The organism is Actinomadura gamaensis, assembly GCF_042652125.1.
Classification (GTDB): Bacteria; Actinomycetota; Actinomycetes; order Streptosporangiales; family Streptosporangiaceae; genus Spirillospora; species Spirillospora gamaensis.
This window is the reverse complement of the sequence record NZ_JBHSIT010000005.1, coordinates 468,209-494,150: the sequence shown is the minus strand read 5'-3', so window position 1 is coordinate 494,150 and position 25,942 is coordinate 468,209. Positions and strand designations below refer to the sequence as shown.

Annotated in this window: 24 protein-coding genes; 12 read left to right on the top strand and 12 right to left on the bottom strand. The window is 74.4% G+C overall.

The window, feature by feature from the left end; translation table 11 throughout:
* Nucleotides 1-47 precede the first annotated feature (47 nt).
* The 4 genes from ACFPCY_RS19950 to ACFPCY_RS19935 all read right to left on the bottom strand — a co-directional run bounded on the left by ACFPCY_RS19950 (nucleotide 48) and on the right by ACFPCY_RS19935 (nucleotide 4,426).
* Nucleotides 48-1,520 carry a pyridoxal phosphate-dependent decarboxylase family protein gene (locus tag ACFPCY_RS19950; RefSeq protein WP_378257240.1) on the bottom strand — a complete coding sequence of 491 codons (1,473 nt, stop codon included), beginning with the start codon at nucleotides 1,518-1,520 and terminating at the stop codon, nucleotides 48-50.
* Nucleotides 1,510-2,880: an MFS transporter gene (locus ACFPCY_RS19945; protein ID WP_378257239.1), complete on the bottom strand. Its 1,371-nt coding sequence runs from the start codon at nucleotides 2,878-2,880 to the stop codon at nucleotides 1,510-1,512. Before ACFPCY_RS19945 ends, ACFPCY_RS19950 begins: the two co-directional genes overlap by 11 nt.
* Nucleotides 2,877-3,470 (bottom strand): TetR/AcrR family transcriptional regulator, encoded by a 594-nt coding sequence (locus tag ACFPCY_RS19940; protein ID WP_378257237.1) that lies wholly within the window; start codon nucleotides 3,468-3,470, stop codon nucleotides 2,877-2,879. The genes ACFPCY_RS19945 and ACFPCY_RS19940 overlap by 4 nt, the downstream gene beginning before the upstream one ends.
* 92 nt (nucleotides 3,471-3,562) lie before the next feature.
* Complete coding sequence (locus tag ACFPCY_RS19935) at nucleotides 3,563-4,426, bottom strand: helix-turn-helix transcriptional regulator (RefSeq protein WP_378257235.1); 864 nt, start codon at nucleotides 4,424-4,426, stop codon at nucleotides 3,563-3,565.
* A gap of 138 nt (nucleotides 4,427-4,564) precedes the next feature.
* On the opposite strand from ACFPCY_RS19935, the gene ACFPCY_RS19930 reads away from it, so the two are divergent.
* Nucleotides 4,565-5,473 (top strand): NADP-dependent oxidoreductase, encoded by a 909-nt coding sequence (locus ACFPCY_RS19930; RefSeq protein WP_378257233.1) that lies wholly within the window; start codon nucleotides 4,565-4,567, stop codon nucleotides 5,471-5,473.
* A gap of 86 nt (nucleotides 5,474-5,559) precedes the next feature.
* Here ACFPCY_RS19930 and ACFPCY_RS19925 read toward each other — a convergent pair whose 3' ends face one another.
* A complete protein-coding gene (locus ACFPCY_RS19925) occupies nucleotides 5,560-5,946 on the bottom strand; it encodes a VOC family protein (RefSeq protein ID WP_378257231.1) in 387 nt (128 codons plus the stop codon).
* Nucleotides 5,947-6,062: 116 nt separating this feature from the next.
* On the opposite strand from ACFPCY_RS19925, the gene ACFPCY_RS19920 reads away from it, so the two are divergent.
* Together ACFPCY_RS19920 and ACFPCY_RS19915 are read left to right on the top strand one after the other, a co-directional pair.
* Nucleotides 6,063-7,175 (top strand): FUSC family protein, encoded by a 1,113-nt coding sequence (locus ACFPCY_RS19920; RefSeq protein ID WP_378257230.1) that lies wholly within the window; start codon nucleotides 6,063-6,065, stop codon nucleotides 7,173-7,175.
* 33 nt (nucleotides 7,176-7,208) lie between these two features.
* Nucleotides 7,209-7,808, top strand: a complete 600-nt coding sequence (locus ACFPCY_RS19915; protein WP_378257229.1) for a cation efflux transmembrane domain-containing protein — start codon at nucleotides 7,209-7,211, stop codon at nucleotides 7,806-7,808.
* 50 nt (nucleotides 7,809-7,858) lie between these two features.
* On the opposite strand, the gene ACFPCY_RS19910 is transcribed toward ACFPCY_RS19915, so the two are convergent.
* Nucleotides 7,859-8,605 (bottom strand): NADPH-dependent F420 reductase, encoded by a 747-nt coding sequence (locus ACFPCY_RS19910; RefSeq protein WP_378257227.1) that lies wholly within the window; start codon nucleotides 8,603-8,605, stop codon nucleotides 7,859-7,861.
* Between the two features lie 150 nt (nucleotides 8,606-8,755).
* On the opposite strand from ACFPCY_RS19910, the gene ACFPCY_RS19905 reads away from it, so the two are divergent.
* Nucleotides 8,756-9,586: a helix-turn-helix transcriptional regulator gene (locus tag ACFPCY_RS19905; RefSeq protein ID WP_378257225.1), complete on the top strand. Its 831-nt coding sequence runs from the start codon at nucleotides 8,756-8,758 to the stop codon at nucleotides 9,584-9,586.
* 45 nt (nucleotides 9,587-9,631) lie between these two features.
* On the opposite strand, the gene ACFPCY_RS19900 is transcribed toward ACFPCY_RS19905, so the two are convergent.
* Both ACFPCY_RS19900 and ACFPCY_RS19895 read right to left on the bottom strand, forming a co-directional pair.
* Nucleotides 9,632-11,698: a hypothetical protein gene (locus ACFPCY_RS19900; protein ID WP_378257223.1), complete on the bottom strand. Its 2,067-nt coding sequence runs from the start codon at nucleotides 11,696-11,698 to the stop codon at nucleotides 9,632-9,634.
* 48 nt (nucleotides 11,699-11,746) lie between these two features.
* Nucleotides 11,747-12,160, bottom strand: a complete 414-nt coding sequence (locus tag ACFPCY_RS19895) for a hypothetical protein (RefSeq protein WP_378257221.1) — start codon at nucleotides 12,158-12,160, stop codon at nucleotides 11,747-11,749.
* Between the two features lie 235 nt (nucleotides 12,161-12,395).
* Here ACFPCY_RS19895 and ACFPCY_RS19890 point away from each other — a divergent pair, with 235 nt between their 5' ends.
* Both ACFPCY_RS19890 and ACFPCY_RS19885 read left to right on the top strand, forming a co-directional pair.
* On the top strand, nucleotides 12,396-13,520 hold the full coding sequence (locus ACFPCY_RS19890; protein ID WP_378257219.1) for an SMI1/KNR4 family protein: 1,125 nt from the start codon (nucleotides 12,396-12,398) through the stop codon (nucleotides 13,518-13,520).
* Between the two features lie 22 nt (nucleotides 13,521-13,542).
* On the top strand, nucleotides 13,543-14,352 hold the full coding sequence (locus ACFPCY_RS19885) for a hypothetical protein (protein ID WP_378257217.1): 810 nt from the start codon (nucleotides 13,543-13,545) through the stop codon (nucleotides 14,350-14,352).
* A gap of 25 nt (nucleotides 14,353-14,377) precedes the next feature.
* Here the strand turns inward: ACFPCY_RS19885 and ACFPCY_RS19880 are convergent, their stop codons facing one another.
* Complete coding sequence (locus tag ACFPCY_RS19880) at nucleotides 14,378-14,869, bottom strand: winged helix-turn-helix transcriptional regulator (RefSeq protein ID WP_378257215.1); 492 nt, start codon at nucleotides 14,867-14,869, stop codon at nucleotides 14,378-14,380.
* Between the two features lie 92 nt (nucleotides 14,870-14,961).
* Here ACFPCY_RS19880 and ACFPCY_RS19875 point away from each other — a divergent pair, with 92 nt between their 5' ends.
* From ACFPCY_RS19875 to ACFPCY_RS19865, 3 genes are all read left to right on the top strand, one after another.
* On the top strand, nucleotides 14,962-16,467 hold the full coding sequence (locus tag ACFPCY_RS19875; protein ID WP_378257214.1) for an MFS transporter: 1,506 nt from the start codon (nucleotides 14,962-14,964) through the stop codon (nucleotides 16,465-16,467).
* A gap of 170 nt (nucleotides 16,468-16,637) precedes the next feature.
* The gene (locus ACFPCY_RS19870; protein WP_378257212.1) at nucleotides 16,638-17,669 is read left to right on the top strand and encodes a hypothetical protein; all 1,032 of its coding nucleotides are present in this window, start codon (nucleotides 16,638-16,640) and stop codon (nucleotides 17,667-17,669) included.
* Between the two features lie 415 nt (nucleotides 17,670-18,084).
* On the top strand, nucleotides 18,085-19,362 hold the full coding sequence (locus tag ACFPCY_RS19865; protein ID WP_378257209.1) for a cytochrome P450: 1,278 nt from the start codon (nucleotides 18,085-18,087) through the stop codon (nucleotides 19,360-19,362).
* 118 nt (nucleotides 19,363-19,480) lie between these two features.
* Here ACFPCY_RS19865 and ACFPCY_RS19860 read toward each other — a convergent pair whose 3' ends face one another.
* Together ACFPCY_RS19860 and ACFPCY_RS19855 are read right to left on the bottom strand one after the other, a co-directional pair.
* Complete coding sequence (locus tag ACFPCY_RS19860; RefSeq protein WP_378257208.1) at nucleotides 19,481-20,038, bottom strand: hypothetical protein; 558 nt, start codon at nucleotides 20,036-20,038, stop codon at nucleotides 19,481-19,483.
* Between the two features lie 130 nt (nucleotides 20,039-20,168).
* Nucleotides 20,169-21,332, bottom strand: coding sequence for a lipase (locus ACFPCY_RS19855; RefSeq protein ID WP_378257206.1), 1,164 nt, complete (start codon nucleotides 21,330-21,332; stop codon nucleotides 20,169-20,171).
* 113 nt (nucleotides 21,333-21,445) lie between these two features.
* Between ACFPCY_RS19855 and ACFPCY_RS19850 the strand changes: the two genes are divergently transcribed.
* Nucleotides 21,446-22,069 carry a TetR/AcrR family transcriptional regulator gene (locus tag ACFPCY_RS19850; RefSeq protein WP_378257205.1) on the top strand — a complete coding sequence of 208 codons (624 nt, stop codon included), beginning with the start codon at nucleotides 21,446-21,448 and terminating at the stop codon, nucleotides 22,067-22,069.
* Between the two features lie 57 nt (nucleotides 22,070-22,126).
* Here ACFPCY_RS19850 and ACFPCY_RS19845 read toward each other — a convergent pair whose 3' ends face one another.
* Nucleotides 22,127-23,140 (bottom strand): phytanoyl-CoA dioxygenase family protein, encoded by a 1,014-nt coding sequence (locus tag ACFPCY_RS19845; protein ID WP_378257203.1) that lies wholly within the window; start codon nucleotides 23,138-23,140, stop codon nucleotides 22,127-22,129.
* A gap of 177 nt (nucleotides 23,141-23,317) precedes the next feature.
* On the opposite strand from ACFPCY_RS19845, the gene ACFPCY_RS19840 reads away from it, so the two are divergent.
* Together ACFPCY_RS19840 and ACFPCY_RS19835 are read left to right on the top strand one after the other, a co-directional pair.
* Complete coding sequence (locus ACFPCY_RS19840; protein ID WP_378257201.1) at nucleotides 23,318-24,190, top strand: response regulator transcription factor; 873 nt, start codon at nucleotides 23,318-23,320, stop codon at nucleotides 24,188-24,190.
* Between the two features lie 3 nt (nucleotides 24,191-24,193).
* Nucleotides 24,194-25,942: a sensor histidine kinase gene (locus tag ACFPCY_RS19835; RefSeq protein WP_378257200.1), complete on the top strand. Its 1,749-nt coding sequence runs from the start codon at nucleotides 24,194-24,196 to the stop codon at nucleotides 25,940-25,942.

Below are 25,942 nucleotides of genomic sequence, written 5' to 3'. Positions count from 1 at the left end.
TCACGTCACGAGATCCGGACATCTCCCCCGGACGGGGCGCCACCGGGTCACGGGGCGCCGGAGTACAGCACCGACAGGAACCGGATCAGCAGGCCCTCCCGGATCTCGGGCGGCAGAGCGTCCAGCACGGTGTTCACGAAGGCCATCTCCGGCTCGCCGCCGCCGTCCAGGTCGACGCCGACCGCCTGGAGCAGGCCCGCGAAGTCGGCGTCGGTCATGCCGTCCAGGTCGAGGGCCCGGAGCGCGTCCACCAGGTCGGACGGCACGTCGGGCGGACCCGCCTCGCGGGCGGCCTCGGCGGCGCCCGCGAGTGCCTCCAGCAGCGCCTCCACGTCGGTGACGCCGGTGAGCGTGAAGTGCAGGTTGGGCGGAATGCCCTGGTAGCTGAGCTGCGGCTGGAAGAACCAGCCGCGCGCGCGGGCCTCGTCGGCGAGGACGAAGACGTCCACCGCGGGATCGTCGGAGGCCACCGCGACGAGCGGGACGGCCGGGTCGCCGAGCACCCGCAGGCCGGGGATCCCCGCGACGCCCTCGCGCAGCCGGTCGGCCGCCGCCGTCGCGGTCGCGGCCAGCTCGCGGTAGCCGTCCGCGCCGAGCGCGCGCAGCGTCGCCCAGGCGGCGGCGAGCGGACCCGCGCTCCGGCTGCTCTGCACGGTCGCGTTGATCACCGTGTAGCCGGGCCATTCGGCGGACGCGTAGTAGGCGCGGCGGCGCAGCGCCTCGTCGGCGAACAGCACCACCGACGCGCCCTTCGGGGCGTACCCGTACTTGTGCAGGTCGCAGGAGAGCGACGTGACGCCCGGCACGGACAGGTCGAACGGCGGCACGTCCCGTCTCGCCTCGCGCAGCCACGGCAGCACCCAGCCGCCCACGCACGCGTCCACGTGGCAGAGCACGCCCGCCTCGGCGGCGACCGCGGCGATCTCCGCGACCGGGTCCATGACACCTTGCGGGTAGGACGGCGCGGAGCACACCACCAGGACGGTCCGCGGCGTGAGCGCGGCGCGGACGGCGTCCGGATCGGCGCGGTAGGTGTCCGGATCGACCGGAACGGTCACCGCCTCCACGCCCAGGTAGTGCGCGGCCTTGCGGAACGCGGGGTGCGCGGTCGCGGGCAGGACGAGCTGCGGCCGTCCATCGACCGGACGGGCGTCCCGCGCCGCCTTCACCGCCAGCATGATCGACTCGGTGCCGCCGCTGGTGAACACGCCGGGCGTGGCCGCGCCGCCCCCGAGCCGCTCCGCGACCGCCGCGACGACCGACCGCTCCAGCGCGACGATGCTGGGGAAGGCGGTCGGGTCGAGGCAGTTCACCTCCAGCAGCTCGCGGTGCGCGGTGGCGGCGAGGTCGTGCACGGCGTCGCGTCCGGTGTCGTACACGTACGCGGTGACCTTGCCGCCGCGCACGGGCAGGTCCCCTTCGCGCAGGCGCGCGAGCTCGGCGAGCACCTCGGCGGCCGGACGCCCGGTCTCGGGCAGCGCGCTTCGGGCGGTGGCGGGTGAGGCGGTTTCAGGCGGCATGGGGTTGCGGCTCTCCGGTGGGTCGGTGGGCGGCGGCCAGCCCGCGATAGGCCAGCAGCATCGGGACGCTCAGCAGCAGGAGCGCGGCCGGGACGAGCGTGTACCCGGCCGTCAGCCCGGTCAGCGCCGGGCCCGGCTGCCGGACGGGAACGTCCAGGTCGGACGAGCGGAACGAGGTGACCGCGAGGATCAGCGCGAACACGCCGGGCCCGAGGGCCATCGCGCCGGTCTCCGCGGCCGTCCAGATGCCGGTGAACGCGCCCGGCTGCGCCTGCCCGGTGCGTCCGGCGTCGGCGCGGACGGTCTCGGGCAGCAGCGACAGCGGCAGCAGTTGCAGCGCCGCGTAGCAGACGCCGACGAGCGCCGTCAGCGCCAGGACGATCCCGGTGGACCCGGCCGTGACGGCGGGCATCAGCGCCGCGTCCGCGACCGCGAACAGCACCACGGCGGCGAGGTAGCAGGCGACGTGGCCGTAGCGCGCGGCCAGCCGCCGCCACAGCGGGACGGCGACCGCGCTCGGCCCGACCATGCACACGAACATCACCGAGGTCAGGCCGTGGTCGTCCAGCCGGTACACCGCGACGTAGGGGGCGCCCGCCAGCATCACCGCGACGGCGAGCGACTGCAACGCGAACGCGCCGAGCAGCGCGAAGAACGGGCGGTTGCCGCGCGCGGCGCGCAGCGCGGCGGCCAGGCCGAGCGGGCGCGGGCCGGGCCGCGCGGGAATCCAGCGGGTCGCGAGCGCGCTGGCCAGCATCGCCGCGCCCATGATCAGCCCGACGGCTACGCCCATGACGGCGTGGCCGGCGCGGCCTCCCCCGGCGGCGTCCGACAGCGCGGGCGCGAGGCCGCCCGCGAGCAGGATCCCGGCCGTGAGGCAGACGATCCGCCACGCCATCGCGCGGCCGCGCTCGGCCGGGACCTCGGAGATCTCGGCCGGCAGCGCCACGTAGGGCACCTGGAAGCAGGCGAACGCGCTCGCCGCCAGCAGGAACGCCGCGCCGCACCAGACCGCCGCGAAGCCGGGCCGGTCCACCGGGACGGCGAACATCGCCGCGAACAGCACGGGCAGCGCGACCGCGCCGCTGACCAGCAGCCGGGTCCGCCGCCCGGTGCGGACGGCCTCCCGGTCGCTCGCCGCCCCGACGACCGGGTTGAGCAGGACGTCCCAGGCCTTCGGGACGACCAGCACCGCCCCGGCCACGCCCGCCGCGACGCCCATGACATCGGTCAGGTAGTACAGGAGCAGCAGGCCGGGCACGGCGGAGAACACGCCCGTCCCGACCGAGCCGATCCCGTAGCCGAGCAGCGCCCGCCGCGGCAGGCGCGACGGCCGCGACGGCCGCGACGGGGCGGTCACGTCGAGAGTCCGAGGGTGGCGGTCACCATCCGCCGCATGTGGGCGCGGAAGCGGATCAGCGCGCTCGGGTCGTCCATCCGGTGCCGCTCGCCGTCACCGCGCAGGACGCCGCCGCGCGCGAACCCGTGGGTGCACCAGATGACGCTCCACACCAGGTACTCGACGTCCACGTCGTCCCCGGCGGCCTTGGCGACGGCGTCCGCGACCATCTCCATCAGGGGCTGGACGTAGGCGTTCTCCAGGTGCGCGACGTCGGAGGCGTCCGACAGCCACCGGTGCACCCACAGCGCGGGGATGTCGGGGTTGGCCGCGCAGAAGTCGACGTAGCGGTCCAGGAGCCGCAGCACGCCCGCGGCGTCCGGGGTGAGGTCGGCCGTCGCCTCCTCCAGCGCGGCGCGCTCGCGCTGGTGCGCCCGTTCCATGACCGCCAGGTACAGGTCGCGCTTGTTGCCGACGTGGTAGGCGACCGTGGCGATGTTCAGCCCGGCCGCCTCGGCGATCAGCCGCGTGGACGTCCCGTCGTAGCCCAGCTCGGCGAAGAGCCGCGTGGCCACGTCGAGGATCCGCCCGCGCGGGGAGTCACCGCTCATGGCGCCGACCCTAGGGGCGTCCCGTCCTCTCCGTCAATCACTTGATGGAGACGGCCGGTCGCCGCCCGGCCGGACCTCCCCCGCCCGGGCGGTCAGCGCTGGGCGGGGGCGGCGGGGCCGAAGGCGTCGTGGCCGAGGACGCGCAGCAGGCTGAGGTGTTCGCCGGCCGGGGTCCCGGGCGCGGGGGTGAAGATGGTCAGGCGCTGGTCCTCGGCCGGGCTGAGCAGGACTTCGAGGTCCAGGTCGAGGGGGCCGACGGCCGGATGATCGACCCGCAGGCGGCCCGAGCGCCTCACCGCGACCTCGTGCAGCCGCCAGAGCTCGTCGAACTCCTCGCTGGCGGCCCGCAGCCGGGCGACCAGGCGGGTGGACGGCTCGTCCCCGCCGCGCCGGACGCACGCCGCGCGCAGGTCGGCCACGTGCGCGCGGCTGTGCTCGGCCCGCTGCTCCGGGTCGTACACCGCGCGGATCGTCGGGTCGGTGAACCAGCGCCAGACGTAGTTGCGGTCCTGCTCGCGGACCGAGCAGATGCACCCGAGCAGCGCCTCGGCCATGGTGTTGCGCGCCAGCAGGTCGCCGATGTCGTTGGTGATGTGCGCCGGGGTCTCGGTCAGCTGGTCCAGCAGGTGCAGCAGGCCGGGCCGGACGTGCGCGCCGGCGAAGCGCCCGGCGGGCGGGTGGTGCCCGGCCAGCAGGTACAGGTGGTCGCGCTCGTCCTCGGTGAGCCGCAGCGCGCGGGCCAGGGCCGCGAGGATCTGCACCGAGGGCTGCGGGCTGCGCGCCTGCTCCAGCCGCATGAAGTAGTCGGCCGACATCCCGGCGAGCTGCGCGACCTCCTCGCGGCGCAGGCCGGGCGTGCGGCGGCGCGGCCCGGCGGCGAGGCCGACCTCGTGCGGGCGCAGCCGCTCCCGGGACCGGCGCAGGAAGTCGGCCAGCTGGGCCCGATCCATGTCCATGGCCCCATCATCGCGGCATTCCGGCAGCGTCCGGACACCTCAGCCTGGGATCGCCGGTCCTAGGGACACCGGTCCGATTCCGCCCGCCGCCGCCCACCGGCACCGTGGACGGCAAAGCGAGCGAAACAGGAGGACGACATGCCGAAGGCAGTGCGTTTCGACGAGTACGGTCCGATCGACGTCCTGCGGGTGGCCGAGGTGGAGCGCCCGGTCGCCGGGCCCGGCCAGGTGCTGGTGAAGGTCGTGGCCGCCTCGATCAACCCCGGCGAGGCGCACATCCGGGTCGGTGCGCTGCACGACAGGTGGCCCGCGACCTTCCCGTCCGGCGAGGGCAGCGACCTGGCCGGGATCGTGGTCGAGGACGCCGCCGGGTTCACCGCGGGCGAGGAGGTGTACGGGTTCACCGACAACCGCGCCAGCCACGCCGAGTACGTCGTGGCCGAGGCGACCGAGCTGGCCCGCCGCCCGGCGGACCTGCCCTGGGAGCAGGCCGGGTCGCTGTACGTCGCGGGGACGACGGCCTACGCGGCGGTCCGGGCGGTGGACCCGCGTCCGGGCGACACGGTCGTCGTCTCCGGCGCGGCGGGCGGCGTCGGCTCGATCGCCGTCCAGCTCGCGCGGCGGGCCGGGGCGACGGTGATCGGCCTGGCGAGCGAGCACAACCACGCGTGGCTGCGGGACCACGGCGTGATCCCGGTCACCTACGGCGAGGGCGCGGCCGACCGGATCAAGGCCGCCGCGGGCCAGGTGGACGCCTTCATCGACACCCACGGCGACGGCTACGTGGACCTCGCGATCGACCTCGGCGTCGCCCCCGAGCGGATCAACACCTTCGTGGACTACGCGGCGGCGGCCAGGTACGGGACCAGGACCGCGGGGAACGCCGAGGCGGCGCGCATCGAGGTCGTCGTCGAGCTGGGCGACCTCGTCCGGGCCGGGGAGCTGGACATCCCGATCGCCGCGACCTACCCGCTGGACCGCGTCCGCGACGCCTACCGCGAGCTGGAGCGGGGCCACACCCGAGGCAAGATCGTCCTCAAGCCCTGACGCCCCCTCCTTCGACGGCCGGGACCGTGGCGGGCGGGGTGCGCCTGCCACGTCCCCGGTCCCGGTCCCGGCACCGCCTCCGGGGGTCAGCCGGAGCCGGTCAGGTAGTGGGCCCGCCCCTCGTCGTCGAGCTCGACCGGGCCCTTGGGGATGACGCAGAACTCGTTCCCCTCCGGATCGGCCATCACCAGGAAGCCGCCGGGGTCGTACTCGGTCAGCCGCCGTCCGCCCAGCGCCTCGATCCGCGCCTGCTCGGCCTCCGGGTCCTCGGATTCCAGATCGAGGTGGAGCCGGTTCTTCTTCGCCCCGGCGGCCTGGCCGGCGCGCTGGAAGCCGACGCCCAGGCCGTTCCGGCGTTCGAGCCACACGTACGGGCCGCCGCGTCCCACCACCGGACGCCTCAGCAGTTCGCTCCAGAACGCCGCCAACCGCTCCGGATCGGCCGCGTCGACGATCACGCAGTTGATGTCCATCCCTCCACGCTGCCAGGAACCGCTCCGCACCCGGAAGAGGCGGACATCACCTCCCGGGTCTCCGGAGACGGCATTTCCCTCTGCATAGTCTCAGCGGCCGGGGATACGACGGGTGAATGCTCAAAGCTCAGTGGCACGCGTTCCTCGTTTCCGGATGGGCGCGCCTGTCGCACCGTCCCCCCGAGCAGTGGCGGGAGCGGGCGCAGCTCATCGTGAAAGCGGTCGTCGCGGCCGTGCTGGCCTGGCTCGCCGCCCGGTTCCTGGTGGGACACCGCCAGCCGTACTTCGCGCCGCTGGCCGCGCTGCTGGGCGTCTACCCGACGGTGGCGCGCTCGTTCCGCGAGAGCTTCGCCTACGCCGCGAGTTTCGTCGTCGCCGCGCTGCTGGCCCTGGGCGTCGGCGCGTTCGCCGGTCCGGGGCCGCTCGGGATCGCCGCGGTGGTGAGCGTGGGACTCACGATCTCGGACGCGCGGTGGTTCGCCGCGCAGGGCTCGCAGATCCCGTTCATCGCGCTGTTCGCGCTGCTCATCGGCGGCGAGGACGTCCTCGGGTACGTGGAGCCGCGCATGTCGGACGTGGCGGTCGGCCTGGCCGTGGGACTCGCCGTCAACGCCCTGATCCTGCCCCCACTGCACCTTGGAACGGCGTACCGGGCCCTGCGCGAGCTGCAAGGCGAGATCGTCGCGGCCCTCGGCGCGCTGGCCGGGGCGCTGGACGACGACGCCACGCTTCCCGACGGATGGGACAGGCGGGAGCGGCGGCTCCTGGACGCCCAGGGGGACGCGCGCCGCGCCCAGCTCCGCGGCGAGGCGAGCCTGCGCTTCAACCCGCGCGTCGCCCTCCGCCGCTACCGGCGGCGCGAGGTGCTCACGTCCCGGACGAGCGGACGGCTGCTCACCTGCTTGGAGCAGGCGGCCGTCCACGTGCACGCGATCGCGAGCACCCTCCGCGACGCCGAGTCGGCGGACGCCGGTTCGGCGCTGTCCGACGGCCACCTCCGGGGCACCTACGCCGAGCACCTGCGCTGCGTCTCGGAGCTGATCGAGCAGCTGCCCGCCCCGGCGCGGCCGGAGGAGTTCGACAAGTGCCTGGCCCGGCAGGACGAGCTGGAGGCGCCCCACCAGCGGGCGGGCACCGACGTGCCCGGCATCTGGGACCCCCGGCAGGAACTGCTGAGGTTCAGCAGGTCGCTCCTCGACGACGTCCGCCCGCTCGTCGAGGAGGAGTGACCGCCGCGGCCCGCGTCTGGCAGGATCCGGAGGATGACCAGCCTGGACGGCGGCGCGCGGGCCGCGCTCCTGCGGCGGGGATTCGTCCTCGAAGGCCTCACCCTCGCCTGGAACGCGGCCGGGATCGTCGTGCTGGCGGTGACGGCGTGGACCGCCCGTTCGGTGGCGCTCGCGGGGTTCGGGCTGGACTCGGCGATCGAGATCGGCGCGTCCACCGTGGTGATCTGGGAGCTGTCGGGCACCGGGGAGCGGCGGCGCCGCCGGGCGCTGCGCCTGATCGGCGCGGCGTTCGCGGGACTCGCGGCGTATCTGCTGGTCCAGTCCACGTGGGTGCTGGCCGCGGGCCATCACCCGCGCCACTCGGCGGGCGGCATCGTGTGGACGGCGCTGACGGCGGCGGCCATGTTCGCGCTGGCGGCGGGCAAGGCCCGCACCGGCGCCGCCCTGGACGATCCCGTGCTCCGGACCGAGGGCCGGGTCACCCTGATCGACGGGCTGCTGGCCGCCGCCGTGCTGCTGGGGCTGGTGCTCAACGCCGCCCTCGCCTGGTGGTGGGCGGACCCGCTCGCCGGCTACGTGCTGGTCTACTACGCCCTCAAGGAAGCCAGAGAGATCTTCTTCGGCGCGCACTGAGCGGTTCGCTTCGTTCGGGCGGCGCGGCGGCGGGCCCTCGTCGCGCCTGGTCAGTTCTCGCTGGGAAGTCTCGTCTCGCCCGCGCGCTGGCGCTCGGCGGTCTCGACGAGCTTCGCGATCCGTGCTGCCGGGACGGGGATGCCGTTGATGGTGAACGTCCAGCGGAGGAAGTCCTCGACGTTCATGGCGAGCACCTCGCCGAGATACGGCAGGACGAACACCGGGGTGTTCGGTTCGCTGCGCCAGCTGTCGGCGAGCGTCCCGACGTCCACCGCGTCGTAGCCCAGGTCGTCCAGCAGGCGGACGGCCTCCGCCTTGGCAGAGGCGTCGTCGCCCGCGACGGGCAGCGCGCTGCGGTCGGGCGCGTTCGCCGGACGGGCCAGGGCGACGAGCTGGTGCGGCGTGATCGTGTTGAAGGCCTTCACCACCCGCGACGCCGGGAGACGGCGTTGCAGCAGCTCGCTGGAGGTCAGTTCGGCCTCGTCCAGCTCGGCGAGGTGCCCGTCCCGCTCGGGGTAGTAGTTCGCGGTGTCCAGCACGACCTTGCCGGCCAGCGCCTCGGCGGGCAGGTGCGGGAAGGCCGCCAGCGGGACGGCCGCGACCACGAGGTCCGCCGCCCGCGCCGCGCCGGCGGCGGTGGCCGCCCGCGCGCCCGCGCCGAGTTCGGCGACGAGGTCGAGGAGCGTCTCCGGGCCGCGCGAGTTGCTGAGCACGACCTCCATTCCGGCCGCGAGGGCCAGCCGGGCCACCGAGGTGCCGATCATTCCGCTGCCGATGAGTCCGAGAGTCCGGGACACGGCTTCTCCGTTCCACAAGGAGCGCGCGGGCGCGCTTCGTCCGTCGGTCCGCCTGACAGCCTGCGGTGGACGCGAGCGCCCGGCCAGGTCCGGGTCCCGGGTACGCACGGCATGATCACCCACGCCCCCGTCCGGACGTAGGGTGGGCGCGTGGACGACCGGACCGAGCTGAGCGAGTTCCTCAAGTCCCGCCGGGCCCGGCTGCGCCCGCACGACGTCGGCCTGCCCGACTACGGCCGCGTGCGCCGGGTCGCGGGCCTGCGGCGCGAGGAGCTGGCCCGCGTGGCGGGCGTGAGCATCGCCCACTACACCCGGCTGGAGCAGGGCCGGAGCGACAGCGTCTCGGACGAGATCCTGGACGCCGTCGGCACCGCCCTGCGCCTGGACGCCGACGAGCGGGCCTACCTGCACGAGATCGCCCGGCCGGCGCCGCGGTGCGAGCGCCCGGCCGCGTCGCCGCAGGTGCCCCCGAGCTTCCGGTACCTGCTGGAGTCGTTCGCGATGACCCCGGCGATGGCGGTCGGCCCGCACACCCAGATCATCGGCTGGAACCGGCTGGCCGTGGCGGTGTTCGGCGACTTCCCCGCGCTGCCGGACGACCGCCGCACCCTGTCGCACCTCGTGTTCACCGAGCCGTCCCTGCGCGCGCTGTACGGCGCGGGCTGGGAGGACGTGGCGCGCGAGCACGTGGCGCAGCTCCGCGTCCTGTTCGGACGGCACCGCGGCGATGCCGCCTTCCTCGCGCACTTGGACGGGATGCGCGAGCTGAGCGCGGACTTCGCGCGCATGTGGGACGAACGTCCGATCGGACGGATCCGCTCACGCGTCCACGTCCTCTACCACCCGGTCGTCGGCGAACTCACCCTGCACCGCGAACTGGTCACCCCGCCCGAGCAGCCGTCGTGCTGCGGCCTGGACCTCTTCGCGGCCGAACCGGGCTCCCCGTCCGAGAAGGCCCTCCGCCGGCTCGGCGAGCCGTAGCGCCCACCTGCCTCGCAGCGGGACCGCGCGCGGCGCCTCCCGGCGTCATCTCCGGGTCACCGTGACGGTCCAGGCCGCGTCTCCGGCCCGGCAGACGCCGAAGGCGGGAGACGAGGTCGTCAACCGCCCGGCGAGCGTGTTCGGCTGCCTGGTGTCGCCTCGGCCGGGCCGCCAGGACGTGACCGTGAGAGTGAGCGCGAGCCGGCCCGGACGATGCCTGCCCCCGCAGATGTTGAAGCGACCGTCGGGACCGGCGGCCGTCATCGTGTCGCCGTCCAGCGTGAGCGGGAGCCGCTCGATGCCGTCCCCGGTCAGCACGCAGTTGTCGCCCGCGCAGCCGATCCGGAGCGTGAGCGGCTCCTTGTAGCAGATCTCGAACGTGCAGGAGACCAGTCTGCGGCTCATCGTGTAGGTCCCGCGGACATCGGCCGCCGGGGGCGCGGGCGACGGGACGGGAGTCGGACTCGTCTCCGTGGGGGTGACGTCCGGCGGACTCGTGTCCGGAGGGCTCGAATCCGTGGGAGACGTGTCCGTGGGAGACGTCGGCGTGATCACCGGTGGGGGCTGCACGATCGTGATGGACGCCGACGTCGAACCCGCCGCCACCGGGTTCGACGGGGCGGGGTTGCCGGTGAGGACATAGCCGACGGCGCCGACCAGGCCCGCTATCGCGGCGGCCGCGGCCGTGCCGACGGCGGCCGGCGAGGTCAGGCAGCCCTTGGGGCCGGCGGACGTTCCCTTCTTCGCGCCCGCTGCTCCGGCCCGTCCCGCCCAGAAGGCCACCCCGGCGGCCGCACCGGCGAGAGCGCCCTTGCCGAGGGCCGCGCGGCGGTTCTTGTCTTCGTGTTCGAAGTACGCCCGGTCGTCCGCCGATCCGAGCGCGTGAGAAGCCTGTCCTCCCAGCGCCAGGGCCTGCCGCCAAGCGCCCCAGCGCAGCGTCAGGCACAGCGCCGGTGCGACGGCGCGGGCGAGGGTCCGCGTCTGAAGGTGGGCCTGGTCGGCGAGCGCGGCGGCCAGCACGCTGACGATCAGCGCGGCGACGGCGGCGATCCGCTCGGCCGGGGCGTCGGCGGCCCAGGCGGCCAGCCGTTGCGCGTAACCGCCGGGATCGGGCACCGGCTCGGCGGCCCTCGCGACGAGATGCCCGATCGGTTGCGCGACCCGGAAGCCCTCCGGCTCGCGCGTCACCACCCCGCTCCCCACGAGCTGGTCGAGGGCCTCCTCGGCGTCGGCCAGTTTCGCGACGTGCTCGCCGGGGACGGGCACGGGATCGACGGTCAGCAGCAGGGCCAGAACGGCACGCGCCCGCTCGTCCAGGCCGGTGGCCAGCGCGGTCGCGAGCGCCTGCCGGTCGGGGAGGACGGCGCGGTCGGCGGCGGACCGGATCGCCCGCGCCGCCTGGACCAGCGCGAGCGGGTGCCCCGCCGCGTCCCGGCGGAACGTCTCGACCAGGTCGCGCTCGTCCGCCGACAGGGACCGGCCCAGCTCCCGCCGCACCAGTGACAGCGCGTCCTCTTCCCCGAGCCCGGCCGGCTCGACGGTCCGTCCCTCGCCTCCCAGGCAGCCGCGGAGCGAGGCGATGAGCAGGCTCGATGACGGCACCGCGTCCAGGAGCACCGCGATCTCGTCCGGCGTGGCGAGGACGTCGTCGACGACGAGCACGGCGCGGACCGCCCCCATCAGGCGGCGCACATGCGCCGTGTCCGGCTTGTAGCCCTCGGTCTCGTAGCAGGCCTGGAAGAGCTCCTGCACGATGTCCTCGACCGGCAGCCCGGCCGCGGGCAGGAACACCACCTCGGTCCCGGCCGCGCCGCATTCGGCGGCCACGGCGCGCAGCAGCAGCGACTTGCCGATGCCGGGAGGGCCGACCACCTCGACTGGGACCCGTTGGTCGAGGGCGTCCCTGATCTCGCGCAGTTCCGCGTCCCGGCCGATCGGCTCCGGGCCGGGACGCGGCGACGCGAATCCGAGCGGCCGTCGCGGCACGGGCCTCGGTGGCGGCCCTTCGCGGGCCGCCACCTCCGAGAGGCCCGACCGGACGATGACGTTGTGGTCGCCGACGATGACCGTCCCCGAGACGGAACCGCCGACCGAGATGCCGACATCGGCCATGACCGCCCCCAGCAGGCGTCGCCTGTCCGCGTGATCGCGCGCAGGAGGTCAGGCGCCGAGGTGGCGCCGGGCTTCGGCGGCGAGATCGTCACCGGCGGCCGTCGCCAGCGTGGTCGCCAGCGGGCTCACAATGATCTTCCCTACCGCGCCCGCGAGCTCGGGCGCCCTCTCGCGGAACCAGTCGCGAACGCGCCGCATCCTTCCGGGATCGGGCCGTTCGGCCGAGAGGGCGTCCTCGAGGTCCGCCAGCCGCTCCGAGCCTTCCGCCGCCACGTCGCCGGGTTGCGCGGCCAGCGCCGCGCGCAGTTGCGCGATCAGCGCGCGCAGTTCGGCGGGATCCGAAACGTTCGCCGCGCGCTTCTCCAATCCCGCGACGAGCTTGTTGCGATCCCCGATCACCACCTGACCGGAAAGGTCTCCCCCGACTTCGACGTTGACGCGATCAATGGACTCATCGGCCATGACCCACCCCCGAGTCACTCTTCGGAATTCCCCCTCATCATGCGCCGCCTCGTAGCCGCTGTCATGAAGTCGCCGAAGTTTCGCAACACGACGGCACCGCATGGACTCGGCGTTCGAAAACGGCAGCTCATGACCGCTTGTGGCGGTGTCGGCCGGAGCGGGCAGGACGGTCAGGAGGGGGTCACGCTGGCAGGGGTGCCCGAGTTCTGTCCTAGGGGCTCGGGATAGTGCTCGCATGGACTGGAGACCGTGGCTTGAGCGGTGGAGCGAAGAGTGGATTCGCGCCGCCGACGAAACGGAAAAGCTCGAACCGGACGTCGTCCGCGACCGCTGGCTCGGTTACGCCCCGGCGACGCGGGCGACGGTCGAGGCGGCGGAGGAGCGGCTCGGTGTGCGGCTGCCGCCGTCCTACCGGGAGTTCCTGCTGACGACGGACGGCTGGCGTGACGCGGGCATCTTCGTCTGGCGCATGTCCCATGCCTCCGAGCTGGGATGGGTCCGCGATCTCCAGTCCTACTGGACGGAGTGGGACGACCTGACCGACGCCGAGGACGGTGAGACCGGCCCCGTGACGCGCGGGCTGCTGATCTCGGCGGAGGCCGACGCGGGCATTCTCTTCCTCGATCCGGGCGACATCGACGAGGACGGTGAATGGGCGGCCTACTCCCTGTTCTCCTGGCGCGCCGCGCCGCCCGTGCGCCATGCGTCCTTCCGCGCGTTGATGGAGAGCCTTTACGCCGAATTCCACCTCATGCGCCAGCCGGACGGTCCGACGCATGACGAGTGGGTGGCGAAGGTCGAGCAGGCTCGCATCGACGCTCTCGCCGGAGCCGTGGACGAGGCCGAAGCCGTTTTCAGGCGGGCCGAGGAGTTCGGCATCACCAGGGCTCGGCTGCTGCACGCGCAACTCCTGTGCTTCATGGGGCGGGACGGCGAGGCCGTGGGGGCTTTCGCCGGTCTTCTCGGGGAGGAGGGAGTGTCCGCACGGGCGCTTTTCGCCGAGGAATTCCTGCCGCTGATGTTCCTCGACCACGAACGCCGGTACCACACCTGGCGTTCGGCGCTTCAAAGCGTCGTCGCGGCGGACGACCCGGAGCTGGTCCTGCTCGTCGCCGAGCACCACGCGCGGCGCCGTCGGGGCGAGGCGGTCCTGTCGAGCTTCGGCAACGCCGCGTTCGACACGGCCGTCCACGACGCGCTCGACCGGCACGCAGGCGACCCGGCGGCGCTGCGGCGGGCCGTCCTCGACGCGCTTCCGTTGTGGACGCCGCGCACCCCCGACCACATCGCCCCCGTCGCGCTGCTCGCCGAACCCGCCCTGGCCGCCGCGTTCGAGGGGGACCACGGCGTGACCTGCTGACCCGTCCGCGAGGTGCCCGATGATGCCCTTCCCGACCCGGGAGGACGCCGCCGCCGACGCGATCGTCCGCGAGTGCGGGAACCGGCACGACTTCCCCGACACCGACCCGCTGACGCCCACCGGGACGGGAGTCCACCCGGACGGCCGGACGTTCAACGTGCGGCGGATCCCCTGCCGCAGATGCGGCACGGTCCAGGTGCGCAGCTGGACGCCGCCCGATACGCACGCGTCCGCTCAGACCATCCTGGCCCTCTCGACGCACGAGCCGCCGGAGCCGGGGGACGTGCCCGGCGTCGTGGAGCGCGCGGCACGCCTGACCGACGAGGAGTACGCCGCCCACCTCGCCGCACGCGGCTTCCCCGGCGGCGTCCCGGCCGGCTTCCCGCCCGACCGGCGGGCCACCGCGGCGCGCGAGACGCTCGACCTCGTGCTGCGGATCCGCGCCGGCCAGCTCGCCCTGCTCCGGCCCGGCCGGACGCTCGGCGACATCATCCCGGTCCCGGCCCGCGCCGACTCCGCGGGCGATCTGATCGACGCCGCCGACCAGGCGATCCTGTTCTGGCCGGACGTCCAGGACGGCGACCTCCGCCTGACCGTCGTCATCGACACCGCCGACCCCGGCCCGGACGCGTCCTACCGCCGCGTGGCCGAGGTGAGCCGCCGCTTCCACGGCGCCGTCGAGCTCCGCGAGGTCGCCGGACGCACCGTCGAGCTCCCGCCCCTGCCCGCCGGATACGCCGACTACCGGTTCCGGTTCCACTCCTCCGGCGACCGCGGCCTGCTCCAGATCTGGAACCATCCCCGCACCAGGCCGCGCGTCCTGGCGCCCTGAGCACGCCCCGGCGGTTTTTTGGGAGTCAGGACGCGGGGCGCCGCCAGGACGGGTTGCGCCGGACGCCGAGTTCCTCCAGTTCGACGGGTTCGCCCTCGTCGCTGCGCAGTCCGACCCGCACCGGGGAGCCGGTGCCGTGGTCGACGTACAGCAGCGGCGGCCCGCCGTCCTGGAGGTGCTTGTCGGCCCACTGCATGAGGCCGAGGACGACCGGGAGCAGGTCGCGGCCCATCTCGGTGAGCACGTACTCGTCGCGCGTCCGGCCGCCCTCGTCGCGGTAGGGCCGCTTCGCGAGCAGGCCGGCCTCGGTGAGGTGGCGCAGCTGGCGGGCGGCGACCGTCTCGGTGATGCCGATCCGCCGGGCGAAGGCGCTGAAGCGCGTCGTGCCGTAGTACGCCTCCCGCAGGATCAGCAGCGACGACTTCGTCCCGACGATCTCCAGGGCCTTGACGAGCGAGCAGTGCTCGGTCGTCCACGAGCTGAGGTCCGCGAGCGGACCCTCCATCACGGCGGGCATGCGCCCATGCTATCCGCCGGTGGCTACACCCCTGTATAGTCAGCCGCTGGCTACACAAATGTGTAGTCAGCCATCGACAGGGGAGTCTCCTCGTGCAGCAAGCGACACAGCCGGCCGGAACGCGACGAGCGCGGCGGGAGCGGCCGGCGGGGCCGGACCGTCCGACCGCGATCGTGGTGGTGCTCTGCCTGGCCGCGTTCATGGCCATGCTCGACGTCTTCGTGGTCAACGTCGCCTTCACCGACATCGGCGCGAGCTTCCACGGCCCCTCGCTGGCCGATCTGAGCTGGGTGCTCAACGCCTACACGATCGTCTACGCCGCGCTGCTCATCCCGGCCGGACGGCTGGCGGACCGGCACGGGCGCAGAGCCGGCTTCCTCGCCGGGCTCGCCGTGTTCACCCTGGCCAGCGCGGGCTGCGCGGCGGCGCCGGGGCTCTGGTGGCTGGTCGCGTTCCGCGTGCTCCAGGCCGCGGGCGCCGCGCTGCTCACGCCGACCAGCCTCGGCCTGCTGCTCACCGCGCTGCCCGCCGAACGGCGCGCGGGCGCGGTGAAGGTCTGGGCCACCACCAGCTCGTTCGCCGCCGCGCTCGGCCCGGTGGTCGGCGGCGCGCTGGTGCAGCTGTCCTGGCACTGGGTGTTCCTCATCAACCTGCCGGTCGGCGTCGTCGCCTTCGCCGCGGCGCTCCGGCTCGTCCCCGAGTCCCGGGACGGCTCGGTCTCGCGGGACGGCTCGGTCTCGCGGGGCGGCTCGGTCTCGCGGGACGGCTCGGTCTCGCCGGACGGGTCGGTCTCGCGGCTGCCCGATCCGGTCGGCACCCTCATGCTCACCGTCGCGATCGGCGCGCTCGCGCTCGGTCTGGTGAAGGGCGACGGGTGGGGCTGGACGAGCGCGACCACGCTGGGCGTCTTCGGGGCCGCGGTGCTCGGCGCCGCGGTCCTGGTCGTCCGGGTGCTGCGGCATCCCGCGCCCATCGTCGACCCGGCGCTGTGGCGGGTGCCGACGTTCGTCTGGGCCAACGTCACCGCCCTGGTGTTCTGCGCGGCGTTCGGGGCGCTGTTCCCGAGCGTCGTCCTGTGGCTGGAGAGCAGCGCCGGGTACAGCGCCCTCGCCACCGGCGTCGCGATCCTGCCCGGCCCGCTGATGGTCCCGGTCTTCGCGGTGGTGGGCCAGCGGCTGACCCGCCGCGTCCCGGTCGGCGCGCTCGTCGCCGCGGGCAACCTGGTGTTCTGCGCGGGCGCGGCGATGCTGGCCCTGAACGCCTCCGCGCACGCGCGGTTCGCCACCGACGTCCTGCCCGGATGGATCGTCACCGGCGTCGGCATCGGGCTCGCGCTGCCCAGCATGATCGCCGCCGCGACCGCGGACCTGCCGCCCGCGCGGGCCGCCACCGGCAGCGCCGTCGTCAACACCGGACGCCAGCTCGGCTACGTCCTCGGCGTGGCCGTCCTGGTCGCGGTCCTCGGCACGCTCGACACCTCGCCGCACGGGGCGGTCGCGGGCTACCGGCACGCCTGGTGGTTCATCGCCGCCGCCACCGCCCTCGCCGCGGTCACCTCCCTCGGCCTCACCCGCCGCAACGCGCCCGCCGACGCCTGACCGCCCGGACGCGCCCGGGCCTCCAGACGCGTCCGGGGGCGCGTCCGGGCGCGTCCGGGCGCGTCCGGGCGCGTCCGGGCGCGTCCGGCGAGGAGTTTCACCCGGCGGAGGGAGGCGGATCCCCCGGACGGTCGATGCCCCGCGGCGGCGTCCGGTGCGACGTTCGGACCATGAACGATCATGGACAGGCGCTGCGGACGAACTGGCATGCGTGGTGGCAGGGATGGCCGCACTGGGTGAGCCGCGCCGCGGTGCTCTGGGCGCTGGCCTACGGCGCCTTCGGCCTGGGCTCCGCCGTGAGGGGGACGCCGCTCTTCCACGGCGGGAGCGTCCGGGGACCCGTCGCGCTCGACTGGGCCGTGGTCGCGGTGGCCGCGCTCGCGGTCCCGGCCTGCGGGCGGGCGATGCGCCACCGGCCGGGCCCGGCGCTCCGGGCGCTGCTCCGGGCGCTCTGCGGCCTGACCGCGGTCGCCGCGTTCAGCCTGCTGATGGACGTGATCACCATGCTGACCGGCCAGGGCGTGGACGACGGACCGGCGGCGGCGCATCGCCTGCTGGCCGCCGTCGGCGCGCTGCTGCTCGGGGCGACCGCCCGCGCCGACCGCCGGCCGGCCGGCCACGCGATCGCCCCGGCGCCGTCCCGTGCCTCCGCGCGCACCCAGATCGCCGCCTGCGCCGGCACCGCGGCGTTCGTCCCGTACGTCGCGATGAAGATGGTCTGGGTGTCCGGTGGGACCTTCGCCGGGGTGAGCGGGGAGGAGATGCTGGCCATCTCCAAGCGCAACGGCGCCTCGGGGATCTGGCTCACGCTGGAGTCCTGGGGACTGGACGTCACGGTGCTGCTGGCGCTGATCGGCACGTTCCTGCTGTGGGGGCTGGTCCGCCCGTGGGGCCAGGTCTTCCCCAGGTGGACGCCGGCACTGCGGGGCCGCCGCGTTCCGCGCTGGCTCCCGCTGGCTCCGGCGCTGCTCGGCGCGGCCACCCTCGCCCCCTACGGACTGTTCGGGCTCGCGTACTGCGCCCTCGCGACGACCGGTGCCGTGACGATGCGGCAAGGGGACGTCTCCTCCGCCGACGAGTTGCTGATGGGATGGATCGGCATGGTCGCCTTTGCCGGCTACGGCGTCGCCCTGACCCTCGCGGCCCGCTCCTACTGGCTCCGGACCCGTCCGATCCACCGGACGCCCGTTCCCGCCGAATGACCCGCCCTCCGCTACCGGTTCCTCACAGCGGGACACTTTCGCGAATCGGCCGAGAGGCGAACTCATTCCAATTCAACCGGTAATGGTGCAGGTAGTGTCGCCGGAAGGCGAATAAGGTCCAGGCCGGCGACCAGAAAAGGACCCGGATGCCGTTGCCCGTTCCGGCGGCGTGTGTCTAGATGAGCGCACGCCTCCCGCATGAGCGGGAACCGCGCGATCCGAAAGGACGGTGGCCATGGCCAGGCTGGTCAAGCGTGCCCTCGGCATGCACAAGGCACAGATGAAGGGCCGTTACGTCATCTACCGCCTCCGCTAGCGGACACCGCGGCGCGGTGCCGGGCCAGACGGTTCGCCGAACCGGCACCGCGTCTTTTCGTGCGTGCCACCCGGCGGTGGCGGAAGGGCGGTGGTTCACGTGCCCCAGCGTGTGAAAGAGACGATTCCCGGGCCGCGCGGCGGCATTCTCGGGCGCCATCTGACGGCCTACGAGGCCGATCCGGCGGGCTTTCTCGAGGACTGCCGGCGCCGTTACGGCGACGTGTTCCGGTTCGACACCGGCGTGGTCGTGGTGACCGATCCGGAGCTGGTCGCCGAGGTGCTGGCGCGCACCAACCGCGACTCGGTGCCGAACGCCAACCCGCTCCAGGGCGGCCGGTTCCCGACCGCCGAGCAGACCCGCCGCTGGATGGACGCCCGGCAGCTCGCCGCGCCGATGTTCCGGTCGGCGGCGCTGCCCGCGCGGCTGCCCGTCGTCCGCGACGCGCTCGCCGCCGACCTGGACGCCCTCGCCGGCGCCTGGTTCGACCCGGCGGACGAGTGCTGGGCGATCTGCGTCCGGGCGCTGCTGCCGCTCTACCTCCCGGACGAGTCCCCCGCGCTGGTCGACGCCGTGCTCGGCGCGTTCGACGCGGCGCGCGGAGCGGCCGAGGCCGCCGTGCGCGTCCCGTCCTGGATGCCGTCGCGGCTGCGGCGCCGGGTACGCGACGCCGACCAGCGCGTCCGCGACACCATCGCCCCGATGCTCGACGCGGGCCCCGCGGGACGGCCCGACACCCTCCTCGAACACATCCGCGCGCAGTCCGGGGAGGTTCCCGGCGACATCGCCATGGGCGCGATGGGGTTCACGCTGCTCGGCGCCATCGGCACCATGGGCGCCGCGTGGTGCTGGGTCCTCTACCACCTGGCCGCCCACCCGGACATCGCGGACCGCGTCCGCGAGGAGACGGCCGCCGCGACCGGCATCACCGACGACCCGGCGCGAGCGCTCCCCTACACCTGGGCGTTCGCGCAGGAGGTGCTGCGCGTCCGGCCGCCCGCGTGGCTGCTCGGCCGGGACGCCGTCACCGCCGTCACGCTGGGCGACGTCGAGGTGCCCGCCGGGACCGCCATCATGTTCAGCCCCTACCTGCTGCACCACGACGAGCGCTGGTGGCCGCACGACCCGCGGCGCTTCGCGCCCGAACGCTGGCTCGACACCGCCCGTCCGCACGCGCCCGGCGCGTACCTGCCGTTCGCGTCCGGGCCGCGCGGCTGCCTCGGCGCGCACCTCGGCCTCGCCGTCCTCGCCCTCACCGCCGCCCACATCACCACGCGCCACCGCCTGGACGTCCCGGACCTCGACGCGATCACCACCTACTTCGGCCCGTCCACACTCACCCCGTCCGGAATGCGAGCCCGCCTCACACCGAGGTGAGCCGACCGTCGTCGGCGGTACGGCGGTCTGGACGTGCCCGAAGGATCCCGATCACTACACCCGTCCGATCCTGCCGTGACGGACCACAGCACGGCTGAAGTCGCGGGCCTTTCCGAGTTCAGCGGGTGGGGCGGCGGCGGTGGTGGTAGGCGGCGGCTAGGGCCAGGACGGTGGGGCCCCAGATGATCGTGGGGGCGGTGCAGACGAGGGCCAGCGTCCGCCAGGCTTGGTTGGCGTAGCCGACGTCGTGGACGGTGCCGAGCAGTGTCAGGCGGCGGCCGTCGCCGATCGGGACGGCGGTGAACAGCAGGGTGAGGATCGAGCCGCCCAGGACGGCCGGGACCACCGCCGCGAGGGGCCGAACCCGCCTGCCGCCGAGGAAGGGGACGCGGCCGGGGACGGTCTCGCCCCAGCCGCGCACCAGGCCGAGGCACAGGAACGCGATGACCTCGGAGAGGACGCTGAGCCCGAACACGTACGGGATGCTGATCCACCTTGAAGGCAGGCCGCCGGTGTCCACCTGGCCCATCTCGAACCCGAACGCGAAGGGCAGCCGCCACAGGCAGGAGGGCAGCAGGAGCAGCGGGAGCGCGTAGGCGGTACGCATCGCCCAGCGCGGGGCCGGACGCTCGGTGTCGCCGTGCTGCGGGGGCTTGTGGAAGACGCTGAGTGCCATGCCCACAGCCTGGCCGGACGGCGTGGACGAGAGATCACCCGCGGGGGTGGGGCCGCTCCCCCGCGAGGGCGAGACCGGGCCGGGCGCCGAGCTGGTCCTCGCGGGAGACCGGCGGCGCCCGGCCGGGGGATCAGCGGCCGAAGAGGCGGGCGACGAACGGGACGGTGTCGGCCTGGGACCTGATCAGGGTGCCGCTGTGGTCGCTCGGGTAGGTCTTGAAGGTCAGCGGCTGGTGGTTGGCGAGCAGGGCGGCCACGTAGGGCGCGGTCAGGGCGTACGGGACGTCGGTGTCGAGGAGCCCGTGGCCCATGAAGAACGGCTTGTCGAAGCCGCTTTCGGGCATCGCGAGGTAGTCCTGCGCGACGGCGGCGAAGCGCGGCAGCGTCATGACCGGCTTGCTGAAGAAGCCGGTGACGGAGACGCCCTTGAGGGCGGTCTCGAACTCGTCGACGCACGCGGTCTCGGCCATGGCGAGGTACTTGCGTCCGGTCGGGGTGAGGATGCGGTCGATGCCCAGTTCGGGGTGGACGGAGCGAAGCGCCGCGAAGATGTACGACAGGTAGGCGGTCGTGCCGGGGCCAAGGGACGGCGGGAACTGCGGCCCGACCAGGTCCACGATCTTCTCGATGTAGGCGGGCGTCCCGGTTCCGACGGCGCCCCGGTAGTTCAGCTCCCGGCCGCCGAACCGGGTGGCGTACCGCGCGGTGTAGATGGCGGCCCCGGCGCCCTGGGACTGGCCGATGACCGCCCAGTCGCGCGACAGCCGCTCGCGGACGGGCAGCTTCCGCGCCGCGAACCCGCGTCCGGCCTTGACCATGTCCACGACGTTGTGCGCGGTGGACCGTCCGTTGAGGTAGGCGGGCAGGCCCGGCGTGCCGAGCCCGGCGTAGTCGCTCGCCACGATCGCGTAGCCCTGCTTCATCCAGGTGGCGAGGTAGGGGAAGTCGCGCTCGGGCAGCGCGGGGCCCTTCACCGACGGCGCGCAGGAGTCGCCGAGCCCGGAGGTGCCGTGCGCCCAGGAGAGGACCGGCCAGCCGCCCGCCGGCGCGGTGCCCTTCGGGATGAAGACCTCGCCGGTGCTCCGCGCCGGACGGCCGTGGGCGTCGGTGGTCCGGTAGGTGAGGCGGAACGCCTTCGCGGTCGTGCCGGGCACCCACAGCTTGGCGGGCAGCGGCGCGGAGGCGAGGACGGTGCCGGGCGCGGGCGCGTCCGCCCGCGCCGAGACGGCCGGTGCGAGCGCGGCCGGAAGGGTGAGCGCGGCCAGCGCCGCGGCGCGGCGGCGGGTTCGTGACACGGGGGGCCTCCAGGGGGGTGGGAGGGATGATCGGCGGGCATTAGGTCTACCATTCGGTAGATCTAAACGCCAGAGTGGACCGGACGCCGGTCCTCCCCTACGATCCGGGCGCTATGGCCGAGCAGCGAGTCGACGGGCGCACCGTCCGCTACCAGCACCGACGCGGGGAGCTCCTCGCCGCGGTCATGGCCTACGTCCTGGAGCACGGCGTCACCGACCTGTCGTTCCGCCCGCTCGCGCAGGCGGTCGGGGTGTCCCACGTGACGCTCCGCCACCACTTCGGGTCCAAGGAGGAGCTGGTCGGCGAGATCTTCGGGGCGATCCGCCGGCAGGAGGCGCCGCCTCCGGGTCCCGTGGACGGCGACGGCGCCGAGGCGTTCATCCGGGAGCTGTGGTCGCGCTGGCTCACGCCGTCCGGCGAACGCACCTTCCGCCTGCTCTTTCAGGCCGTCGGCCAGGCGCTCATGCATCCCGACCGCTATCCGCGCCTCCTCTCCAGCGTCGTCACCGACTGGATCGACATCATCGCCCGCCTCGCCGTCGAGTCGGGCTGCCCGCCCGAGGACGCTCCCCGCTTCGCGACCCTCCTGCTCGCCCAGGTCCGCGGCCTCCAGCTCGACCTCCTCATCACCGGCGACCATGACCGTGTCGACGCCGCCCTCGACACGGCGCTGGACGCCCTCCGCGACCGCATCGACTCCTGGCCCCGCCGCGCGGAGACCACCGATCCCCGCTAGGCGCCCCGGCCGCGCGGGGCGCCCGGCCGGGGACGGCGGCTCAGGGATCGGACGGCGTCAGCGGAGGTAGTGGCGGCTCCGGTCGAGGAGGCCGCGCCGCTTGAGCTCGGCGCGCAGCGGGATGCCGTCGTCCCACACGCCCGATTCGAGGGTGAAGCCGAAGTGGCTGGCGGCCTCGTCGCCGTCGCCGAGGAGCTGGCGGCGCAGCGGGCTCAGCGAGCGCCACCACGGGCCGCGCCGGTCGACGGCGACGTCGTCCCGCCAGCGGATCCAGCGGTAGGTGTAGCAGAGGAAGACCATCTTGCGGGTGACGGTGGACTGGTTGGGCGAGCGCGAGTGCCACAGCCGACGGTCGAACAGGAAGGCGTCGCCGGGGTTCGCGGTGATCTCGACGGTTCCCGGCGGTCGCGGGTACACGCCGTCCGGGCCGGGCTCGGTGCGGTCCAAAGTGTTGCTGTACTGGCTGCCCGGCAGGACGAGGGTGCCCCCGCGCCCCTCCTCCGACAGGTCGCTCAGCACGTACGCCACCTTGATCGAGAACATCGGGCGCGGCTCCATGTCCAGGTCGGCGTTCTGCCGGTAGCCGTCCTGGTGCCAGGCCCACACCGGGGCCGGCGGTTCGAGCGCGGGCGGGTTGACGTCGATGTGGCTGTGGTGGACGTAGATGTTCCAGCCGAGATGGCCCCACAGGTGCGGGAACGTGGTGGGCAGGTCCAGCAGCTCGCCGAACGCCTCGTCGCGGAACACCGCCCCGAGCACGTGCATCGCGCCGTTGGGTCCGAGGCGTCCGGCGCGGCCCTCGGCGTCGTGGACGCGGTCGACGGCGGCCTCGATCCGGGTCCGCGCCGGCTCGTCCAGGGCGTTGCGGATCAGCAGGTACCCCTGCTCGGTGAAGGTGCGGCGGCTCTCGGCGTCGATGGGCGCGAACCGGGCGTCCGGCGCCTGGCCCGGCGCCGCGCCCTCCGGCTGGCCCTCCGGCTGGCCCGCCGTCTGTCTCGGTGCCTGGCTCAGCGCCTGGCTCGGCGCCTGGCCGTCCGTGTGGCTCGGCGCCTGGTTCAGGGTGTCGGGCATGAACGTCTCCCCGCGGACGGGTCGGTGGCGGCGTCCCCGTGACGCCGCCGGACGAGGCGTCACTCAAGCCGAGGGCCGTGAAGATCCTGTGAAGAACCCGTCCGGAAACGATCTTCTTCCGCCGGACGGCCGGGATGTCCGGGACGCCCGCTCCGTCCGGTCGGTATGTTTCCGATCATGTGGACGGCCGCCCGGATCCTGCTCGCCGAAGACGATCCCAAACAGGCCCGCCTCATCCGGGTCTACCTGGAGCGGGAGGGGCATCGCGTCACCGCGGTCGGCGACGGCCGCCAGGCGCTGGAGCAGGCCCGCGCGCTCCGTCCCGACCTGCTCGTCCTGGACGTGATGATGCCCGGCGTGGACGGCCTGGACGTCTGCCGCGTCCTGCGCGCCGAGTCGTCCGTCCCGATCCTGCTGCTGACGGCCCGCTCCACCGAGGACGACCAGCTCCTCGGCCTGGACCTCGGCGCCGACGACTACCTGACCAAGCCGTTCAGCCCCCGGGTGCTGACCGCCCGCGTCCGGGCGCTGCTGCGCCGCGCGGGCGTCGGCAGGGGGGCCGAGTCGCCCGGCGAGGTCCTGCGCGTCGGGGACCTGGAGATCGACCCCGACCGGTTCGAGGCGCGCGTCGCCGGACGCCGCGTGGAGCTGACCGCCAAGGAGTTCGGCATCCTCCAGACGCTCGCCGCCGAGCCGCAGCGGGTGTTCACCCGCGCGCACATCCTGGAGCGCGCGTTCGGGTTCGACCACCACGTCCTGGAGCGGACGGTCGACGCCCACGTGATGAACCTGCGCCGCAAGATCGAGACCGACCCGGCCGACCCGGTGTACGTCCAGACGGTCTACGGCCGCGGCTACCGCCTCGGCCCGCTCGCCCACCGGACCGCCCCGGAACCGGTCGGCGCGGGCCCGGAGCCGTCCGCCACCGCCGCCGAGCCGTCCGGCGCCGCCCCCGAGCCGTCCGCCTCCGACACGGAGCCGTCAGCCTCCGGCACGGCGCCGGGCGGTGCCGGCGTCGGGGGTGCGGACACGGGCGAGCGGTCGGGCTGAACCGTGCCCTGGCGCTTCCGCACGCGCGTCTTCGTCGTCGTCGCCCTGGTCGCCGCCGCGGCGGTGAGCGCGACGGCGTGGCTGACCGTCCGGGCGACCCGCGCGGAGTTCGCCGAGTCGGCGGCGGTCGAGAAGCGGGTGGTCGACGACATCTACGACACGCTGAACGGCTACGCGCTCCAGCACGGCACGTGGGAGGGCGTGGTGCGGCCGGTCGTGCGGCTCGGGCGGAGCACCGGCCAGCGGATCCGCCTGACCACCCTGACCGGCGAGGTGATCGTCGACACCGACACCGAGGCGGCCCGGACGGCGCGTCCGGTCACCCGGCGTCCCACCGGCGTGCTCGACGCCCGGCAGGTCATCGCGCGCACCGAGTCCGAGAGCGGATCTGAGAACGGGTCAGGGAACGGCCCCGATCCGGCGCGCAGCGGCGTTCCCCCGGCCGCCGACACGCCCGCGGCCCGCATCGACTTCTACCGGCGGTCGCTTCGGCTCCGCGCCTGCTTCACCCGCCGCGGCGTCGATCTGAACCCGACGCGGCCGGCCCGCTGGCCGAAGGACCCGCTGCCGGCGGAGCTGCGCGGCGTGCAGCGGGAACTGCTCGCCTTCTGCCTGGGCTCCGCCGCGAGCAGCACCACCGAGACCACCGGCGACCAGCGGGCGTGGCAGGACTGCCTCGCCCAGCTCAAGAAGGGGCGGGCGGGCGGCTCGCCGGTCTCCCGTCCCGCCGGAGAGCCGACCCCGTCGGTGCGCTCGTGCGCCGAGCAGACGCTGCAGCAGCGGCTCACGGACGTCGCGCCCGAACCCCTGCTGCTGTGGCTCGGCTACGGGCGCGGGACGGCCGACGCCCCGAGGTTCCAGCCGTTCCGCGTGATCACCGCCGCCGTCGTGGTCGCCGTCCTCGTGATCGGCTGCACGCTGCTGCTGAGCCGCCGGGTGCTCGCCCCGATCGGGGCGCTCGCCGCCGCCGCGCGCAGGCTCGGCGCGGGGAACCTGTCCGAACGCGTGGACGTGCGCGGCCGCGACGAGATCGCCGAGCTGGCCCGCAGCTTCAACCGGATGGCCGACTCCCTCCAGCGCAGCGAGGAGGCGCAGCACCGGATGGTCAGCGACATCGCGCACGAGCTGCGCACGCCGCTGGCCAACATCCGCGGCTACCTGGAGGCCCTCCACGACGGGGTGCTGGAGCCCGATCCCGAGCTGCTCTCGTCACTGCTGGAGGAGGCCGTCCTGCAGCAGCGCCTCATCGACGACCTCCAGGACCTCGCGCTGGCCGAGTCGGGCGCGCTGCGGATGCTGCGCACGCCCCTGGACGTCCGGGAACTGCTGGAGACCAGCCGCGTCGCGCACCGGGCGGTCGCCGAGTCGCACGGCGTCCGCCTGGACGTCGAGGCGGACGCCGTGCCGCCCCTCGACGCCGATCCCGACCGGCTGCGCCAGGTCATCGGCAACCTGGTGACCAACGCCCTGGCCGCGACCCCGCCCGGCGGGACGATCACGCTGCGCGCCGCCGCCGCGGGCGACGCCGTGCGGATCCAGGTCGCCGACACCGGCCGCGGCATCGCGCCCGACGAGCTCCGGAACGTGTTCGACCGCTTCTGGCGGGCCGACTCGTCCCGCACCCGCGCCACGGGCGGCCGCGGGCTCGGCCTGTCGATCGCCCAGGGCATCGTCCAGGCGCACGGCGGCGTCCTCACCGCCGAGAGCGAACCCGGGCGGGGCTCGACCTTCACCATCACCATCCCCCTCTGA

Coding starts and splice junctions, on each gene's coding strand:
- ACFPCY_RS19950 (WP_378257240.1), bottom strand. CDS start 1,520: ATGCCGCCTGAAACCGCCTCACCCGCCACCGCCCGAAGCGCGCTGCCC.
- ACFPCY_RS19940 (WP_378257237.1), bottom strand. CDS start 3,470: ATGAGCGGTGACTCCCCGCGCGGGCGGATCCTCGACGTGGCCACGCGG.
- ACFPCY_RS19935 (WP_378257235.1), bottom strand. CDS start 4,426: ATGGACATGGATCGGGCCCAGCTGGCCGACTTCCTGCGCCGGTCCCGG.
- ACFPCY_RS19930 (WP_378257233.1), top strand. CDS start 4,565: ATGCCGAAGGCAGTGCGTTTCGACGAGTACGGTCCGATCGACGTCCTG.
- ACFPCY_RS19925 (WP_378257231.1), bottom strand. CDS start 5,946: ATGGACATCAACTGCGTGATCGTCGACGCGGCCGATCCGGAGCGGTTG.
- ACFPCY_RS19920 (WP_378257230.1), top strand. CDS start 6,063: ATGCTCAAAGCTCAGTGGCACGCGTTCCTCGTTTCCGGATGGGCGCGC.
- ACFPCY_RS19915 (WP_378257229.1), top strand. CDS start 7,209: ATGACCAGCCTGGACGGCGGCGCGCGGGCCGCGCTCCTGCGGCGGGGA.
- ACFPCY_RS19900 (WP_378257223.1), bottom strand. CDS start 11,698: ATGGCCGATGTCGGCATCTCGGTCGGCGGTTCCGTCTCGGGGACGGTC.
- ACFPCY_RS19895 (WP_378257221.1), bottom strand. CDS start 12,160: ATGGCCGATGAGTCCATTGATCGCGTCAACGTCGAAGTCGGGGGAGAC.
- ACFPCY_RS19890 (WP_378257219.1), top strand. CDS start 12,396: ATGGACTGGAGACCGTGGCTTGAGCGGTGGAGCGAAGAGTGGATTCGC.
- ACFPCY_RS19885 (WP_378257217.1), top strand. CDS start 13,543: ATGCCCTTCCCGACCCGGGAGGACGCCGCCGCCGACGCGATCGTCCGC.
- ACFPCY_RS19880 (WP_378257215.1), bottom strand. CDS start 14,869: ATGCCCGCCGTGATGGAGGGTCCGCTCGCGGACCTCAGCTCGTGGACG.
- ACFPCY_RS19870 (WP_378257212.1), top strand. CDS start 16,638: ATGAACGATCATGGACAGGCGCTGCGGACGAACTGGCATGCGTGGTGG.
- ACFPCY_RS19860 (WP_378257208.1), bottom strand. CDS start 20,038: ATGGCACTCAGCGTCTTCCACAAGCCCCCGCAGCACGGCGACACCGAG.
- ACFPCY_RS19850 (WP_378257205.1), top strand. CDS start 21,446: ATGGCCGAGCAGCGAGTCGACGGGCGCACCGTCCGCTACCAGCACCGA.
- ACFPCY_RS19845 (WP_378257203.1), bottom strand. CDS start 23,140: ATGCCCGACACCCTGAACCAGGCGCCGAGCCACACGGACGGCCAGGCG.
- ACFPCY_RS19840 (WP_378257201.1), top strand. CDS start 23,318: ATGTGGACGGCCGCCCGGATCCTGCTCGCCGAAGACGATCCCAAACAG.